This window comes from Amycolatopsis sp. MtRt-6, from assembly GCF_017308975.1.
Lineage (GTDB): Bacteria > Actinomycetota > Actinomycetes > Mycobacteriales > Pseudonocardiaceae > Amycolatopsis.
The window spans coordinates 19,509-33,202 of record NZ_JADWPD010000003.1 but is presented as its reverse complement, the minus strand read 5'-3'; the positions used below and the strand labels follow the sequence as shown (position 1 = coordinate 33,202).

17 protein-coding genes and 1 tRNA gene are annotated in these 13,694 nt (G+C 71.9%); 13 read left to right on the top strand and 5 right to left on the bottom strand.

Annotated features, from left to right (window positions below; translation table 11 throughout):
• The first annotated feature begins 31 nt into the window (after positions 1-31).
• From I4Q55_RS06330 to I4Q55_RS06310, 5 genes are all read left to right on the top strand, one after another.
• The gene (locus tag I4Q55_RS06330; protein WP_206785088.1) at positions 32-1,426 is read left to right on the top strand and encodes a hypothetical protein; all 1,395 of its coding nucleotides are present in this window, start codon (positions 32-34) and stop codon (positions 1,424-1,426) included.
• 10 nt (positions 1,427-1,436) lie between these two features.
• Entirely contained in the window at positions 1,437-2,138 is a 702-nt protein-coding gene (locus tag I4Q55_RS06325; RefSeq protein ID WP_206785087.1) for a response regulator transcription factor, read from the top strand.
• A complete protein-coding gene (locus I4Q55_RS06320; protein WP_206785086.1) occupies positions 2,135-3,184 on the top strand; it encodes a sensor histidine kinase KdpD in 1,050 nt (349 codons plus the stop codon). The genes I4Q55_RS06325 and I4Q55_RS06320 overlap by 4 nt, the downstream gene beginning before the upstream one ends.
• Positions 3,185-3,316: 132 nt before the next feature.
• Positions 3,317-3,823, top strand: coding sequence for a VOC family protein (locus I4Q55_RS06315; protein WP_206785085.1), 507 nt, complete (start codon positions 3,317-3,319; stop codon positions 3,821-3,823).
• A complete protein-coding gene (locus I4Q55_RS06310; RefSeq protein WP_307793136.1) occupies positions 3,820-4,245 on the top strand; it encodes a nitroreductase/quinone reductase family protein in 426 nt (141 codons plus the stop codon). The genes I4Q55_RS06315 and I4Q55_RS06310 overlap by 4 nt, the downstream gene beginning before the upstream one ends.
• A 36-nt stretch (positions 4,246-4,281) precedes the next feature.
• Here I4Q55_RS06310 and I4Q55_RS06305 read toward each other — a convergent pair whose 3' ends face one another.
• A complete protein-coding gene (locus tag I4Q55_RS06305; protein ID WP_206785084.1) occupies positions 4,282-5,340 on the bottom strand; it encodes an NAD-dependent epimerase/dehydratase family protein in 1,059 nt (352 codons plus the stop codon).
• 123 nt (positions 5,341-5,463) lie between these two features.
• Between I4Q55_RS06305 and I4Q55_RS06300 the strand changes: the two genes are divergently transcribed.
• The 3 genes from I4Q55_RS06300 to I4Q55_RS06290 all read left to right on the top strand — a co-directional run bounded on the left by I4Q55_RS06300 (position 5,464) and on the right by I4Q55_RS06290 (position 7,122).
• The gene (locus I4Q55_RS06300) at positions 5,464-5,964 is read left to right on the top strand and encodes a molybdenum cofactor biosynthesis protein B (protein WP_013230045.1); all 501 of its coding nucleotides are present in this window, start codon (positions 5,464-5,466) and stop codon (positions 5,962-5,964) included.
• Entirely contained in the window at positions 5,961-6,791 is an 831-nt protein-coding gene (locus I4Q55_RS06295; RefSeq protein WP_206785083.1) for an aldo/keto reductase, read from the top strand. The genes I4Q55_RS06300 and I4Q55_RS06295 overlap by 4 nt, the downstream gene beginning before the upstream one ends.
• A 154-nt stretch (positions 6,792-6,945) precedes the next feature.
• Entirely contained in the window at positions 6,946-7,122 is a 177-nt protein-coding gene (locus tag I4Q55_RS06290) for a hypothetical protein (RefSeq protein WP_206785082.1), read from the top strand.
• Between the two features lie 5 nt (positions 7,123-7,127).
• Here I4Q55_RS06290 and mscL read toward each other — a convergent pair whose 3' ends face one another.
• From mscL to I4Q55_RS06270, 4 genes are all read right to left on the bottom strand, one after another.
• Positions 7,128-7,544, bottom strand: coding sequence for a large-conductance mechanosensitive channel protein MscL (gene mscL, locus I4Q55_RS06285; RefSeq protein ID WP_206785081.1), 417 nt, complete (start codon positions 7,542-7,544; stop codon positions 7,128-7,130).
• Positions 7,545-7,607: 63 nt separating this feature from the next.
• Positions 7,608-8,225 (bottom strand): SAF domain-containing protein, encoded by a 618-nt coding sequence (locus I4Q55_RS06280; RefSeq protein ID WP_206785080.1) that lies wholly within the window; start codon positions 8,223-8,225, stop codon positions 7,608-7,610.
• A gap of 130 nt (positions 8,226-8,355) precedes the next feature.
• Entirely contained in the window at positions 8,356-8,655 is a 300-nt protein-coding gene (locus I4Q55_RS06275) for an FmdB family zinc ribbon protein (RefSeq protein WP_191306993.1), read from the bottom strand.
• Positions 8,656-8,741: 86 nt separating this feature from the next.
• Positions 8,742-9,332 (bottom strand): 5-formyltetrahydrofolate cyclo-ligase, encoded by a 591-nt coding sequence (locus tag I4Q55_RS06270; protein WP_206785079.1) that lies wholly within the window; start codon positions 9,330-9,332, stop codon positions 8,742-8,744.
• Positions 9,333-9,356: 24 nt separating this feature from the next.
• Here I4Q55_RS06270 and I4Q55_RS06265 point away from each other — a divergent pair, with 24 nt between their 5' ends.
• The 5 genes from I4Q55_RS06265 (at position 9,357) to I4Q55_RS06245 (ending at position 13,328) form a co-directional block, all read left to right on the top strand.
• A complete protein-coding gene (locus tag I4Q55_RS06265) occupies positions 9,357-10,262 on the top strand; it encodes a UTP--glucose-1-phosphate uridylyltransferase (protein WP_206785078.1) in 906 nt (301 codons plus the stop codon).
• Positions 10,259-11,536: a gephyrin-like molybdotransferase Glp gene (glp, locus tag I4Q55_RS06260; protein WP_206785077.1), complete on the top strand. Its 1,278-nt coding sequence runs from the start codon at positions 10,259-10,261 to the stop codon at positions 11,534-11,536. Before I4Q55_RS06265 ends, glp begins: the two co-directional genes overlap by 4 nt.
• On the top strand, positions 11,536-12,204 hold the full coding sequence (locus tag I4Q55_RS06255) for a GNAT family N-acetyltransferase (protein WP_206785076.1): 669 nt from the start codon (positions 11,536-11,538) through the stop codon (positions 12,202-12,204). The genes glp and I4Q55_RS06255 overlap by 1 nt, the downstream gene beginning before the upstream one ends.
• Positions 12,205-12,367: 163 nt before the next feature.
• Entirely contained in the window at positions 12,368-13,201 is an 834-nt protein-coding gene (gene glpR, locus I4Q55_RS06250; protein ID WP_206785075.1) for a gephyrin-like molybdotransferase receptor GlpR, read from the top strand.
• A gap of 54 nt (positions 13,202-13,255) precedes the next feature.
• Positions 13,256-13,328 (top strand) — tRNA-Ala (locus I4Q55_RS06245).
• The last annotated feature ends 366 nt before the right edge of the window (positions 13,329-13,694 follow it).

The following is a 13,694-nucleotide window of genomic DNA, read 5'->3' as shown; positions in this document are numbered from 1 at the left end:
ATCGGCCGCCGCGGGCCTAGGGTGGACGGCGATGAGCGAGCCGAAACCGGCAGCCCGGCTCGCCGAGCCGCCTGCCCGCGAACCCGAAGCCCCGGTCTCCGGCCGCCGCGCCGACCTCGTCGCGGTCGCCGCGGCGGTGGTGCTCGTCGCCGCGGCCGCCGCGGTCGGCCTCTACTACAACCGGCCGCACTCCGGCGTGATCATCTTCGTGTCCGCGCCGCCGTTGTTCGCCGACTGGCTGCCGCACGCCGGCCCGGGCTCGCTGTTCGCCGTGCTCGTCGCGGTCGCGGTGGTGCTGCACGGCCCCGCCCTGGCCGTCCACCTGCCGTGGCGCCGCGCGCTCGCCGCCGGCTACCTGGCTTCGCTCGCCTGGATCTTTTCGCTGGCCATGGTCGACGGCTGGACGCGCGGCTTCGCCGGACGGCTGACCATCCCGCAGGAGTACCTCCACGAGGTCCCCGGCATCACCGACATCCCGCGGATGCTGCGCGAGTTCTCCTCCCGCATCCTCGACTTCCAGCCGCACTCGTGGACGACGCACGTGTCGGGCCACCCACCGGGCGCGACGCTCGTCTTCGTCTGGCTCGACCGGATCGGCCTGCACGGCGGCGCGTGGGCGGCCACGGCCGTGGTGCTCGCCGGCAGCCTGGTCGCGGTGGCCGTGCCGGCCACGGTCGCCCTGCTCGGCAGGCCCGAGGCGGCCCGCGCGGTGCTGCCGTTCGCCGTCCTCACCCCCGGCGCGGTGTGGATCGGCGTGTCGGCGGACGGCCTGTTCGCCGGCGTGACCGCCACCGGGCTGGCGCTGCTGGCGTTGTCCGCGAGGGGGTTCACCGACGGCCGCCGCTACGCCGTCCCGGCCGCGCTGGCCGCCGGGATCCTGCTCGGCTTCGGGGTCTTCCTGTCCTACGGACTGGTGCTGCTCGGGCTGCTCGCGGTGGCGGTCGCCGTCCTCGGCCGGCAGTGGCGGGCGGCGGCGGTGGCGATCGCCGCGGCACTCGCCGTCGTCGGCGCCTTCGCCTGGGCCGGGTTCTGGTGGCTCGACGGCTACCACCTGGTCGTCGAGCGCTACTACCAGGGCGTGGCGCTGGTCCGGCCCTATTCCTACTGGGCGTGGGCCGACCTCGCGGCGGTCGTCGTCGCCCTCGGTCCCGCGGTCGTGGCCGCCGTCCGGCGCGGTCTCGCCTCCCCACGCCGGGCTCTGCTCACCGACCCGGTGCTCCTGATCGGCCTCGCCGCACTGGCCGCCATCCTCTTCGCCGACGTCTCGGGCCTGTCGAAAGCCGAGACCGAGCGGATCTGGCTACCGTTCGGGGTGTGGCTGCTGCCGATGACGGCGTTGCTGCCGCGGCCCGGTCGCCGGTGGTGGCTGGCCGCGCAGGCGGCGACGGCGCTGGCGGTCAACCACCTGCTGCTGACGGGCTGGTGAGGGAGACGTGATGAGCGATCAGGCCGGGCGGGTGCTCGTGGTCGACGACGACGAGACGGTCCGCGACGTCGTCCGCCGCTACCTCGAGGTGGCCGGGTTCACCGTCGACCAGGCCGGCGACGGCGCCGAGGGCCTGGCCAGGTTCGGCGCCCACGAGCCCGATCTGGTCGTCCTCGACGTCATGATGCCGGGGATCAACGGCCTGGAGGTGTGCCGGCGGCTGCGCCAGGTCAGCCAGGTGCCGATCGTCATGCTCACCGCCCTGGGCGAGGAGGAGAACCGCATCGCCGGGCTCCAGCTGGGCGCCGACGACTACGTGACGAAACCCTTCAGCCCCAAGGAACTCGCCTTGCGCGTGGCATCGGTGCTGCGCCGGGCCCGGATGCCGCGTCCGGAGCCGGCCGCCGCCGAGCTCGTGGACGGCAACCTGCGCCTGCAGATGCGGGCGCGGACCGCGACCCTGGGTGGCCACGAACTGCCGTTGACCACCCGGGAGTTCGACCTGCTGGCGTTCTTCCTCGCCCACCCCGGCGTCGCCTTCTCGCGCGCGGACCTGCTCGAGAAGGTGTGGGGCTGGGACTTCGGCGATCAGTCCACAGTGACCGTCCATGTGCGACGGTTGCGCGAGAAGATCGAGCGCGACCCGGCCAAGCCGGCCCGGGTGGCGACCGTGTGGGGTGTCGGCTACCGCTACGACCGGGAGCAGCCGTGATCGGCTCGGGCGAGTCCTTCGAGGACATGCTGACGCACCTCTGGCACATCCTGCCGTTCGCGCTGCTGTTCTCGCTGCCGGTCGCGGCGCTGGGCGGCGTGGCGCTGTACGTCCTGCGCCGGGGTTCGCTCGCGACGACGCTGACGGTGCTGGTGCTGATCCCGGTGCTCGCCACGCTGGTCGGCGTGCTGGGGATCAGCGGGTTCATGTTCACCCCGGCCCTGACCACGATGCTCCTGGTCTGCCTGCTCGTCGCGCTGGTCACCGTGCCGGCGGCGATCATCCTCGGCCGGGCCATCGCCCGGCGCAGCGTGTGGGAACGCGAGGCACGCGAGCGGGAACGCGCCGCCGAGGCGTCACGGCGCGAACTGGTCGCCTGGATCAGCCACGACCTGCGCAGCCCGCTGGCCGGGATCCAGGCGATGGCCGAAGCGCTGGCCGACGGCGTGGTGTCCGAACGCGACGAGGTCGCCGACTACGCCCAGCGGATCAGCGGCGAGACCAAGCGGTTGTCCGCGATGGTCGGGGACCTGTTCGAGCTCTCGCGGATCACCGCCGGCGCCCTGGAGCTCACGATGTCCGCGGTGCCGCTGCGGGACGTCGTGAGCGACGCCGTCGCCGCACAGGCGCCGGTCGCGTACCGGAAGCGGGTCCGGGTGCTCGCCAACGCGTCGACCTGGCCGGTGGTGACCGGCAGCGATCCGGAACTGGCCCGGATCGTGCGGAACCTGGTGTCCAACGCGATCCGGCACACACCGCCGGACGGGACGGTCGCGGTGCAGATCGGCGTCGACGGCGACGAGGCTCTGCTCGCTGTCGACGACTCCTGCGGCGGCATCCCGGACGACGAGATCAACCGGGTTTTCGACGTCGCTTTCCGCGGCACGCAGGCGCGGACGCCCGAGCGCGGGGGGACGACCAGCGGGGGTGGGCTCGGGCTCGCCATCGCCAAGGGCCTGGTCGAGGCGCATCGTGGGCGGATCGGGGTGCAGAACCACGGGCCGGGGTGCCGGTTCGAGGTGCGGCTGCCGCTCGCGATGCCCTAGCCAGGCGTGCCGGCCGGTGGAGGCGGGGCGCGATGGGTGAGCCGCTTCCCGTCGACGGCGCCTGTCCATATAGGTCCCGGTTTGACCTGTATGGGATCTAGGGTCGGTTCGGAACCGGCGAAAGGACAGGTCGTGACGCAGCAGGTGCGCAGGATCCCGGACGGCTATCACGCGGTGACGCCCTATGTCATCGTCAAGGGCGCTGCGGGGTTCGTCGCGTTCATGGAGAAGGCGTTCGGGGCGACCGACCGCGGGCAAGTGCTCAACGATGATGGCACGATCGGGCATGCCGAGGTCCAGATCGCCGACTCCGTCATCATGACGTTCGATGCGAAGCCCGACTGGCCGGCCACGCCTGGCTTCCTGACTCTCTACGTCGATGACTGCGATGCGGTGCACCAAGCCGCGCTCGACGCCGGAGCCACAACCGTGACGCCGCTCTCGACCAACGCGTGGGGTGATCGCGGCAGCCGGATCCGGGATCCGTTCGGGAACATCTGGTGGATCCAGAGCCATGTCGAGGACGTCCCGGAGGACGAGATCATGAGCCGGATGGGCGAGGAGACCTTCGGTGCTGACATGGCCGTCTCCGCCGAGACGCTCGACCGGGAGATCCGCAAGATCGGACGGCAGCCGTGAGCGACGTGACCGACAGCCCGGTCGGCTGGGTGCATGCGCACGTGCGGCGCTATGTCGAGTCCGGTGGATCGCGCGGTCATCGCTGGTCGGGAACCGATACCTTGCTGCTCACGACCCGCGGCAGGCGGACCGGCCTGCTGCGGCGCACCGCGTTGATCTACGGGCGGGACGGCGATCGATTCGTCGTCGTCGGCTCGAACGGCGGCAAGGCACATCACCCGGAGTGGTACCTGAACCTCCGGCACGACCCCGAGGTTCGGGTTCAGGTCGGCGCCGAGGTGTTCGACGCGCGCGCGGACACGGCCACCGGGGCCACGCGGGAGCGGCTGTGGGCCATGATGGTCGAGATCTTCCCCGAGTACGACCGGTTCCGGACGAGGACGGTGCGAGAAATCCCCGTGGTACGAATCGTGCCGAGCTGAGCCACAGGAGTTCTGTTGGTTCACGGTGCCGGGCCGTCAGGGTGAGACCGGTTCCCGGAGCTCCGCCGTGGCGAAGTCGGCGATGCCTTCCGCGAAGCCGACTTCCGCGGTGAAGCCGAGCAGCTCGCGGGCGCGGGCCGGGTCGGCGACGACGTGGCGGACGTCGGCCGGGCGGGCGCCGCCCAGCACCTTCGGTGCCGGGCCGTTGCAGGCTCGGGACAGCTCCTCGGCCAGCTCGCCCACCGTGTGCGGGGTTCCGGAGCAGACGTTCACCGCCGTCAGGTCGGCCGGGCCGGGTGTCCGGAGGGCCAGGACGTTCGCCCTGGCCACGTCGTGGACATGGACGAAGTCGCGCTGCTGGTGGCCGTCCTCCAGGACCCTGGGGGCCTCGCCGCGTGCCAGGGCCGAACGGAAGAGGGACGCGACTCCGGCGTACGGCGTGTTCTGGGGCATGCGCGGGCCGTAGACGTTGTGGTAGCGCATGGCCCACACGCTGCCGCCCGTCTGGCGGGCCCACGCGCCCGCCAGGTGTTCCTGGGCCAGCTTCGTCGCCGCGTACGTGCTGCGGGGGTTCAACGGTGCGTCCTCGGGCACCAGCCGCCAGCTCAGCTCCGCCGGGCAGGACGGGCACCGCGGCTCGAAACGGCCCGCGTCCACATCGGACTGGCGGCGTGGTGACGGCGGCACCACGCCGTGCTCCGGGCACGCGTAGCGGCCTTCGCCGTAGACGACCATCGATGAGGCCAGGACCAGCTTCCGCACGCCGGCCGCGTGCATCGCGGCCAGCAGCACCGCCGTGCCGTAGTCGTTGTGCAGGGCGTACGACGGGGCGTCGGACGGGTCGATTCCGTGCCCGACCACCGCCGCCTGGTGGCAGACCGCGTCAACGCCGTCCAGCAGCTCCGCGACGATCTCCGTGTCCGTGACGTCGCCGCGGAGGAAGCGGTGCCTGCCCGTGTACGGCGGCGGGGTGCGGGACCCGTGCGCCGTGGGGAGGAGGTTGTCCAGCACCACGACCTCGTCACCGCCGTTCGCCAGGAGGTCGGCGATGTGGGACCCGATGAACCCGGCTCCGCCGGTGACCAGTACGCGCACACCGGCCACGCTAGGGGGCTTCGGCGGGGCCTGCGCGGGCTCGCCGCGGCACGTCACCGAATCGTCAGGACTCACCCGGCACCTCCCGGCGCCGGGGCGCCGAAACCGGCTACGGTGGGCGCCATGGAACGGAGTGCACAACGGCTGGGCCGGGCCCTCGTGGTCATCGTGGACGATCGCGTGGCGCACGGCGAGCACGAGGACACCACTGGCCCGCTGGTCACGGAGCTGCTCGAAGAAGCGGGCTTCATCGTCGACGGTGTCGTGGTGGTCGAGGCCGAAACCGCGGGTATCCGCAACGCGCTCAACACGGCTGTGATCGGCGGCGCCGACCTGGTGATCACCGTCGGCGGCACCGGTGTGCTGCCGCGTGACCGGACCCCGGACGCCACCGCCGGCGTGCTCGACCGGCCGATTCCGGGCATCAGCGAGGCCATCCGCGCGTCCGGGCTGGCCGCCGGCGCCGTCGACGCCGGGATCTCGCGCGGGCTCGCCGGGGTTTCCGGCAGCACGCTCGTAGTCAACCTGGCCGGGTCGCGGTCCGCGGTCCGTGACGGGATGGCGACGCTGACCTCGCTCGTGCCGCACGTGATCGACGAGCTTTCGGGCCTCGAAGAGGTGTGACCGCCGACTTCCGCGTCGGCGGTAGGCTGACCGTCCGCAGGCTCGGTTTCGGGGCCATGCACCTGCCGACCGAAGCCGGGCCCGCCCGGGCCGGCGCGATCGCCGTCGCCCGGCGGGCCGTCGAGCTGGGCGTCACGCTCATCGACACCGCGCACCTCTACGGCGGCGGGGCCAACGAGGAACTGCTCGCCGAGGCCCTGCACCCCTACCCGGACGAGCTGCTGATCACCACCAAGGTCGGCGTCGCGCGAACCGGTCCCGGCGGCGAGTGGCGGCTCGACGCCCGGCCCGAAATCCTGCGTGACCAGGTCGACCAGGCCCTGCGCCGGCTCCGGGTGGAACGGATCGAGCTGCTGCAGCTGCACCGCATCGACCCGGAGACGCCGTTGGCCGACCAGCTCGGCACCCTCGGCGAGCTGCAGCGCGCCGGGAAGGTGGGCCTGCTCGGGCTGTCCGAGGTGACCGTCGACGAGCTTGCCCGGGCTCGGGAGCTCGTCGAGGTCGTCAGCGTGCAGAACCGGTACAGCGTGCTCGACCGGGAGCACGAGCCGGTGGTCGAGGCCTGTGCCGCGGCGGGCATCGCGTTCCTGCCTTGGCGGCCCGTTGCGCCGGCTGCGTCCGGGGGTGCCGAGGTTGCCGCCGTCGCGGGGGAGCTGGGTGCCACGCCGGCCCAGGTGGCGCTGGCCTGGCTGCTGGCCCGGTCGCCGGTGGTGCTGCCGATTCCGGGCACCGGGCGGATTGCGCACCTGGAGGAGAACGTTGCCGCCGCGGGGCTGGAACTGAGTGCCGAGCAGCTGCGCCGCCTCGACGCGCTCGCCGCCGCGTAGGGCGGTGTTGGAGTCGCCGGTGAGCAGGCGGTGGACCCGGGGGACGTCGTGGCGGCCGAGGAATGCCCGGGCCCGGCGGTAATCGGCGGGCGGAGCAACCGCGCGTCCTTGCGCTCTGGAGTTGTCAAACACCGCGTCGTGGGAGACTGGGGGTATGTCGTCGGGCGAACCGCGGAAACCTCGGGTTGGCAGCGAACAGCGCCGCCGGGTTGATGAGATCTTCGGGGACGTGCTGCCCGAGACCACCTCCGATGAACGCGATCCCGAGCGGCGCACCGGTCTCCCGGACGACTGGTACCGGGAGAACCGGCCACCGCACCACGATCGCTGACCTCGTCAGTCGCGGTCGTTGCCGCGCTGGGACTGCTGGGCTCGTAGCAGGTCGCGGATCTCGGTCAGCAGCTCCACGTCCGTCGGCTCCGACGGGCCCGGCTCCTGGCCGCGCTTGCGGCGCTCCTGGAGCTTCTTCACCGGCATCACGATCACGAAGTAGACCACCGCCGCGACCAGCACGAAGTTGATCGCCGCGTTGATCACGCCGCCGAAGTCGAGGAACGTCGACGGGTTGCCGGCGAAGATCTTGAAGCCCAGGCCCTGCGCGGCGTCCGTGCCGCCGATGGCGTTGATCAGCGGCTTGATCAGGCCGTTGGTGAACGCCGTGACGATCGCCGTGAACGCCGAGCCGATGACCACCGCCACGGCGAGGTCGACGACGTTGCCGCGCATCAGGAAGTCCTTGAAGCCTTTGAACACCTTGCTCTCCTCACGAGCCACGAACCGGAAGGGGACGCCCAGCCCCGTCTCGGCGGGCTCGGGCTAGCGGAGAGTAACCGTTACGGGTCGCTCCAGTGAAACCGCCGCCACCTTCGTCGCCGATGCCTCGGGGAGCCGGAGCAGGACCAGTGGCCCCTTCGCCGTGGCCGGCTCCCGGTGCCCGACCGTCACCACCGTCGCCCCACCCGCCAGCACGGACGCCGGCGAGGCCGGCTCCGGGGCCGCGACGACGTCGACGCGTTGCCCGGGCTGGAGCAGCTCGGCGACCGCCACGTCGGCCAGCCGGACCGGCACGGTCGCCGTGCCGGGGTCGCTCGGGACGACCGCGTCGGCCAGCCGGACGTCGGTCAGTGGCTCGCCGGCCCGGACGGCGCCCGCCAGCAGACGGCCCTCGACGGCGTCGAGGGTGCTCAACACGCCGGTAGGACGTGCTTCGTCGGGGAGTTCGGCCAGCTTGACGTCGCCGGCGCGCAGCGTGGTGCCCGGTGGCAGGTCGTGTGCCGCGAGGACGGTCGGTGCGCCTCGCGCGGATGCGGGGTTGACCAGCAGTAACCCGCCCAGCGCCAGCAGACCGGCGGCGAGCCAGCGGCGGATGAGCCGCGTCCGCCGGCGCAGCGGCCGGGTCAGATCGGGTAGGCGGAGCTTCGCCAGGATGTCCACGGGGCCCCCTTGGCCGGATCGGGTGCGGCGGTGTGCCGCACGAGATCGACGTTAGGGAAGCCGGACCGGCCGCCGGAAGGGCCGGATCCGGCATCTGTGGACAACCGGGGTGTTGTGGACAACTCGCGGGTCAGGACGCCGCGGCGGCCGTTTTCGTCGTGGTCGAAGAGGAGGATGCCGAGCTCGTGTCGGACTTCGACTCCGTCTTGGTCTCGGTCTTCGCCGGGGTGGCCGCGGTGCTCGACTTGCTCGAGTCGCGCGAATCCGTGCGGTAGAACCCGCTGCCCTTGAAGACGACGCCGACCGAGCTGAAGACCTTGCGCAGCGCACCGGAGCACTGCGGGCACACGGTCAGGCTGGGGTCCGAGAACGACTGCACGGCTTCGAACCGGTGGTCGCATTCTTTGCAGGCGTACTGGTACGTAGGCACTGACGGCTCCTTTGCTGGCACTCATCCGACCTGAGTGCTAACTCGATTGTGCGGGAAAACCTTCCCCGAAAGCAATTCCAGGTTGCTCACACCGGGAGCTCGACCACGCCTCGACCCGGCGTCAACGCCCCGGTCATGCGCACGTCGTGCGGTTCCCCGGGCAGCCGTTCGACCAGCTCTTCGTCCCGCACGACGGCCACCAGCGCGGCGCCGGCCGCGGCGAAGACCAGCGAACGGTCGTAGTGCCCGGCCCCGCGCCCGAGCCGGACGCCCCGGCGGTCCACGGCCAGCGCGGGCACCAGCACCAGCTCGGCCGCCCCCACGGCCTCGGTACCCAGGCGTTGCCCGCCCGGTTCGCGGATGCCGCGGAACAGGCTGGGCACCAGATCGGCCTCGCCCGTGTACTCGGCCCAGTCGAGCGGCTCCGTCCGCGACCGGATGACGGGCAGCAGCACCCGCGCACCGCCGGCCACCAGCGCGTCGACGAACGCCGTCGTGCCCGGCTCGGTGCCGAACGGCAGGTACGCGCACACGGTGCTCGCTGTGACCTTCGACACCGCACTGACCAGCGCCGACGCCTCCCGGGCGCGTGATTCGGCTGCCTGCCCCGCCCGGGCGCGTGTCACCCGCTCACGCCACTCCGCCTTGCTCAGGTGCTCATTGCCCAGCGCGTGCATGACCTCACGTTAGGCTCTGCGCCCATGACGGGCGCCGCAACCACCCAGACGTTCAGAACCGCCATCGTGCCTGCCGCCGGCCTCGGGACACGGTTCCTCCCGGCGACGAAGGCCGTCCCCAAGGAGCTCCTGCCGGTGGTGGACACCCCCGGCATCGAGCTGGTCGCGGCCGAGGCCGCCGCCGCCGGTGCGGAACGCCTGGTCATCGTGACTTCGCCGGGCAAGGACGCCGTGGTCCGGTACTTCGAAAAGCAGCCCGAGCTCGAGGAGAACCTCGAGAGCAAGGGCAAGACCGCCCTGCTCGAGAAGGTGCGCCGGGGCTCCGACCTGCTCGCCGTCGAAACCGCCATCCAGGAGCAGGCCCTCGGCCTCGGCCACGCCGTCGCGCAGGCCGAACCGAACCTGCGTCCGGACGACGAGGCCGTCGCCGTGCTGCTGCCCGACGACCTGGTGCTGCCCACCGGTGTGCTCGAGCGGATGAGCGCGGTCCGCGCCGAGCACGGCGGCAGCGTGCTCTGCGCGTTCGACATCCCGAAGGCCGAGATCTCGCCGTACGGCGTCTTCGACGTCACCGACACCGACGACGACGACGTCAAGCGCGTGCACGGGATGGTCGAGAAGCCGAAGCCGGAGGACGCGCCGTCGACCTACGCCGCGGCCGGGCGGTACCTGCTCGACCGGGCGATCTTCGACGCGCTCAAGCGGATCACCCCGGGCAGCGGCGGCGAGCTGCAGCTGACCGACGCGGTCGCGCTGCTGATCAGCGAGGGGCACCCGGTGCACGTCGTCGTCCACCGCGGTGGCCGCCACGACCTGGGGAATCCGGGTGGTTTCCTGCGCGCCGCGGTCGATTTCGCGCTTGAAACGCCCGAGTACGGGCCATCTTTACGAGCGTGGCTGACGGAACGGATCGGGACAGAGCGCCCATGACGGAATCCCTCGACGCGGCACGGCCCGAGGTGGCCGGGGACGAGGCCGAGCTGCGCTCGGTCGACGCGCAGATCTCGATGACCTTGGACGCCGCCGTCCGGCCCCAGCCGGTGCGGGTGGCGATCTCCGAGGCCCAGGGCCTGCTCTGCGCCGAGGAGGTGGTCGCCGAGCACGCGCTGCCCGGGTTCGACCAGGCCGCGATCGACGGGTACGCGGTGCGCAGCGTCGACGTGCGCAACGCCGGGCAGGAGCCGGTGCAGCTGCCGGTCGTCGGGGAGATCGCGGCGGGCTCGCGCCAGCCGCGGCGGCTCCAGCCCGGCCAGGCCGTGCGCGTCGACACCGGCGCGCCGCTGCCGACGCTGGCCGACGCCGTCGTGCCGCTCGCCTACACCGACGGGCACCAGGCCAAGGTCACGGTGCACCGCTCGGTGCCGTCGGCGGGGTACGTGCGGCGGGCGGGCGAGGACGTCCAGATCGGCGACGTCGCGGTGCGCCGCGGCGACACGATCGGCTCGGCCCAGGTGGGCCTGCTGGCCGCGGTCGGCCGCGCGAAGGTGCTCGTCTACCCGCGGCCGCGCGTGTCGATCGTGTCCGTCGGCGACGAGCTGGTCGACATCGACCGGACGCCGTCGGTGGGGCAGGTCTACGACGTCAACTCCTACGCGCTGGCCGCGGCCGCCCGGGACGCGGGCGCCGAGGTCAGCCGAGTCGGCATCGTGCCGAGCGAGCCGAAGCGGCTGCGGGAGGTCGTCGAGGGCCGGCTGCTGATGTCGGAGATCGTGGTGGTCGCGGGTGGCGCCGGGGGCGCCACCGGTGACGAGGTCCACGCCGCGCTGTCCGACCTCGGCCGGATCGACATGACGCGGGTGGCGATGCACCCGGGCTCGGTCCAGGGGTTCGGCAGGCTCGGCCCCGACTCGGTGCCGACGTTCCTCATCCCGGGCAACCCGATGAGCGCGCTGGTGGTGTTCGAGGTGCTGGTGCGGCCGCTGATCCGGGCGGCGCGCGGGACCCGCAACCCGCACCGGCGGATCGTCGGCGCGCGGCTGCTGTCGCCGATCACCTCGACCGCGGGACGGCGCGGCTTCCTGCGTGGCCAGCTGCTGCGCGACGAGGCCAACGGCGAGTACCTGGTCCAGCCGCTCGGCCAGTCCGGGGCGCACCTGCTCGCCTCGCTGGCCGAGGCGAACTGCCTGATCAACGTGCCGGAAGAGGCGACCGACGTCCCCGCGGGCGAACAGGTCCAAGTCACCTTCCTGGCGCAACGGGCCTGATGAACTCCGTGTCGGGCGTGTCCTACCCGGTCGAAAGCCGGCACCCGGGCTGGCCGGCGCGGCTCGGCCCGCTGCGGGTGCCGGCGGGCGAGGTCGCGATCCGGCCGGTGCGGCTGCGCGACGCCGGCGAGTGGAGCCGGATCCGGCTCCGGGACCGCGCGCACCTCGAAATGTGGGAGCCCACTGGCATCGGTCCGTGGCCCGAACGCAACGCCTTCTGGTCGTGGCCGTCGCAGTGGGCTGCCCTGCGGTCGCTCGCTCGGCGTGGTCAGTGTCTCGCGTTCACCATCACCCTGGACGGGCGTCTCGCGGGGCAGATCACCGTGGGTAACGTCATCCGGGCGTCGCTGCGGTCGGCCTGGATCGGCTACTGGGTGTCCTCGGAGGTGGTCCGCGGCGGGGTCGCGACGGCGGCCGTCGCCCTCGTGACCGACCACGCCTTCGGGCCGGCCGGCCTGCACCGGCTGGAGGCCACCGTGCGCCCGGAAAACGCCGCCAGCCTGCGGGTTCTCACCAAGGCGGGCTACCGGCGCGAGGGTCTGTTCGAACGCTACCTCGACGTGGCGGGCGCCTGGCGGGACCACTACTGCTACGCCATCACGCGCGAAGAAACCGGCGCCGGGCTGGTGTCTCGGCTCGTCGCGGCGGGCCGCGCCGACTACGCCTGAACGTGATTACCCACCCGGGTCGGTAGTCGCGTTACCACATGCTGTGAGTTTCACCTAATCCGGTGAGGCTTTTCCGTGATCGAACCCGGCGAGCCTCCGCCTGATCTGTTACTCCTGTGACTAACGTGATTCATGGTGGAAGGATCGGGGGAGGTGACGGGAGATGCCCAGCTCCGTGATCATCGTCGCGCTCGCCGCGGCATGGCTCGTCGTACTCGTGCCCATGGTCGCGCGACGGCGGCAGCAGGTCGCGAGGACGGCCGACTCCGCGCTCGCGGCCAGGGTCGTGCGCAGTGGACGCAACGAAGACCGGGAGGAATTCGCCATGTCCGACGATCCCGGGAAGTCCCGGCCCTCGGTCGAGGACGATCTCGCTGAACTGGAGGCCGACCTCGAGCTCGACGACGACCTCGAGGAACCCGACGTCGAGCCCGAGCCGCTCCCGCAACCGGCCCGCGACCGCCGGGCCGAACGCGACCGGCCCGGCTACCGGCCCGGCCGGGGCGGCTTCGACCCCGAAGCCGCCGAGATCGCGGCGCGCGCCAAGTACAGCTTCCGGCAGCGCATCGTCGTCATCCTGCTCGCGCTGGCGGTGATCAGCGGAGCCGTCGCCGGCTTCGTCTTCCCGCTGGCCTGGTGGGGTCACGGCGCGATCGACGTCGTGCTCGTCGGGTACCTCGTGTACCTGCGCCGCCAGGTGCGCATCGAGGAGGAGATCCGGCAGCGCCGGCTCGCCCGCTTCAACAGCACCCGAGCGCCGCGGCGCCCGTCTGTTCAGGCTCCTTCGGTTTCGGCCCCGGTGGAAGAGGAACGCGCCGAGGTCGAGGACGTCGAGGTCGTGGAGCCGGTCCGCCGCGAGGTGGTCGAGCGCCGCCCGTCCCCGACATCCCGCGTCCGCCGCAGCGCGGTGGTCGTCGACCTGGACGACGAGGACCCCGCGTTCGAGGAGCTGGACGAGCCTGGGACCGGGCCATATCGGCGTGCGGTGGGCGAGTGACCCCCCTGCGTGGGGTGCTCGTGGGGCACTGCTAAGCTCTACGAGCACGACCAAGGGGCTGTAGCGCAGTTGGTAGCGCGTCTCGTTCGCATCGAGAAGGTCAGGGGTTCGATTCCCCTCAGCTCCACAACGTTTCACGACCCGAACTCTCGGCGTTTTGGACAAAGCCAACCTAATCTCTGCCCTCTTCGTTACAAGGGTTCCTCGACCGTCTACCTCTGGCGCCAAGTGATCACCTGCTTGATAGGGTCTGTCAAACGAACGTTTTACAGTCCCGGTTCGGTGGGGGCTTGTATTTGTGAAGTCCGACCGCGGCCGATCCCGGCTCGTGAGGCGGGCACACTCGGCGGTTCCTTGATCCTTTCCGCCCTTGGCCGAGGCGAAGGTGCAGGCCCAGGTGGTGTCGTTTGCCAGCTGTCGCGGGACCACCACACTGCCGGTCGGTGGACCACCAACAGCAGGTGATCGACCAAGAGAACATGTTCCAGATCCA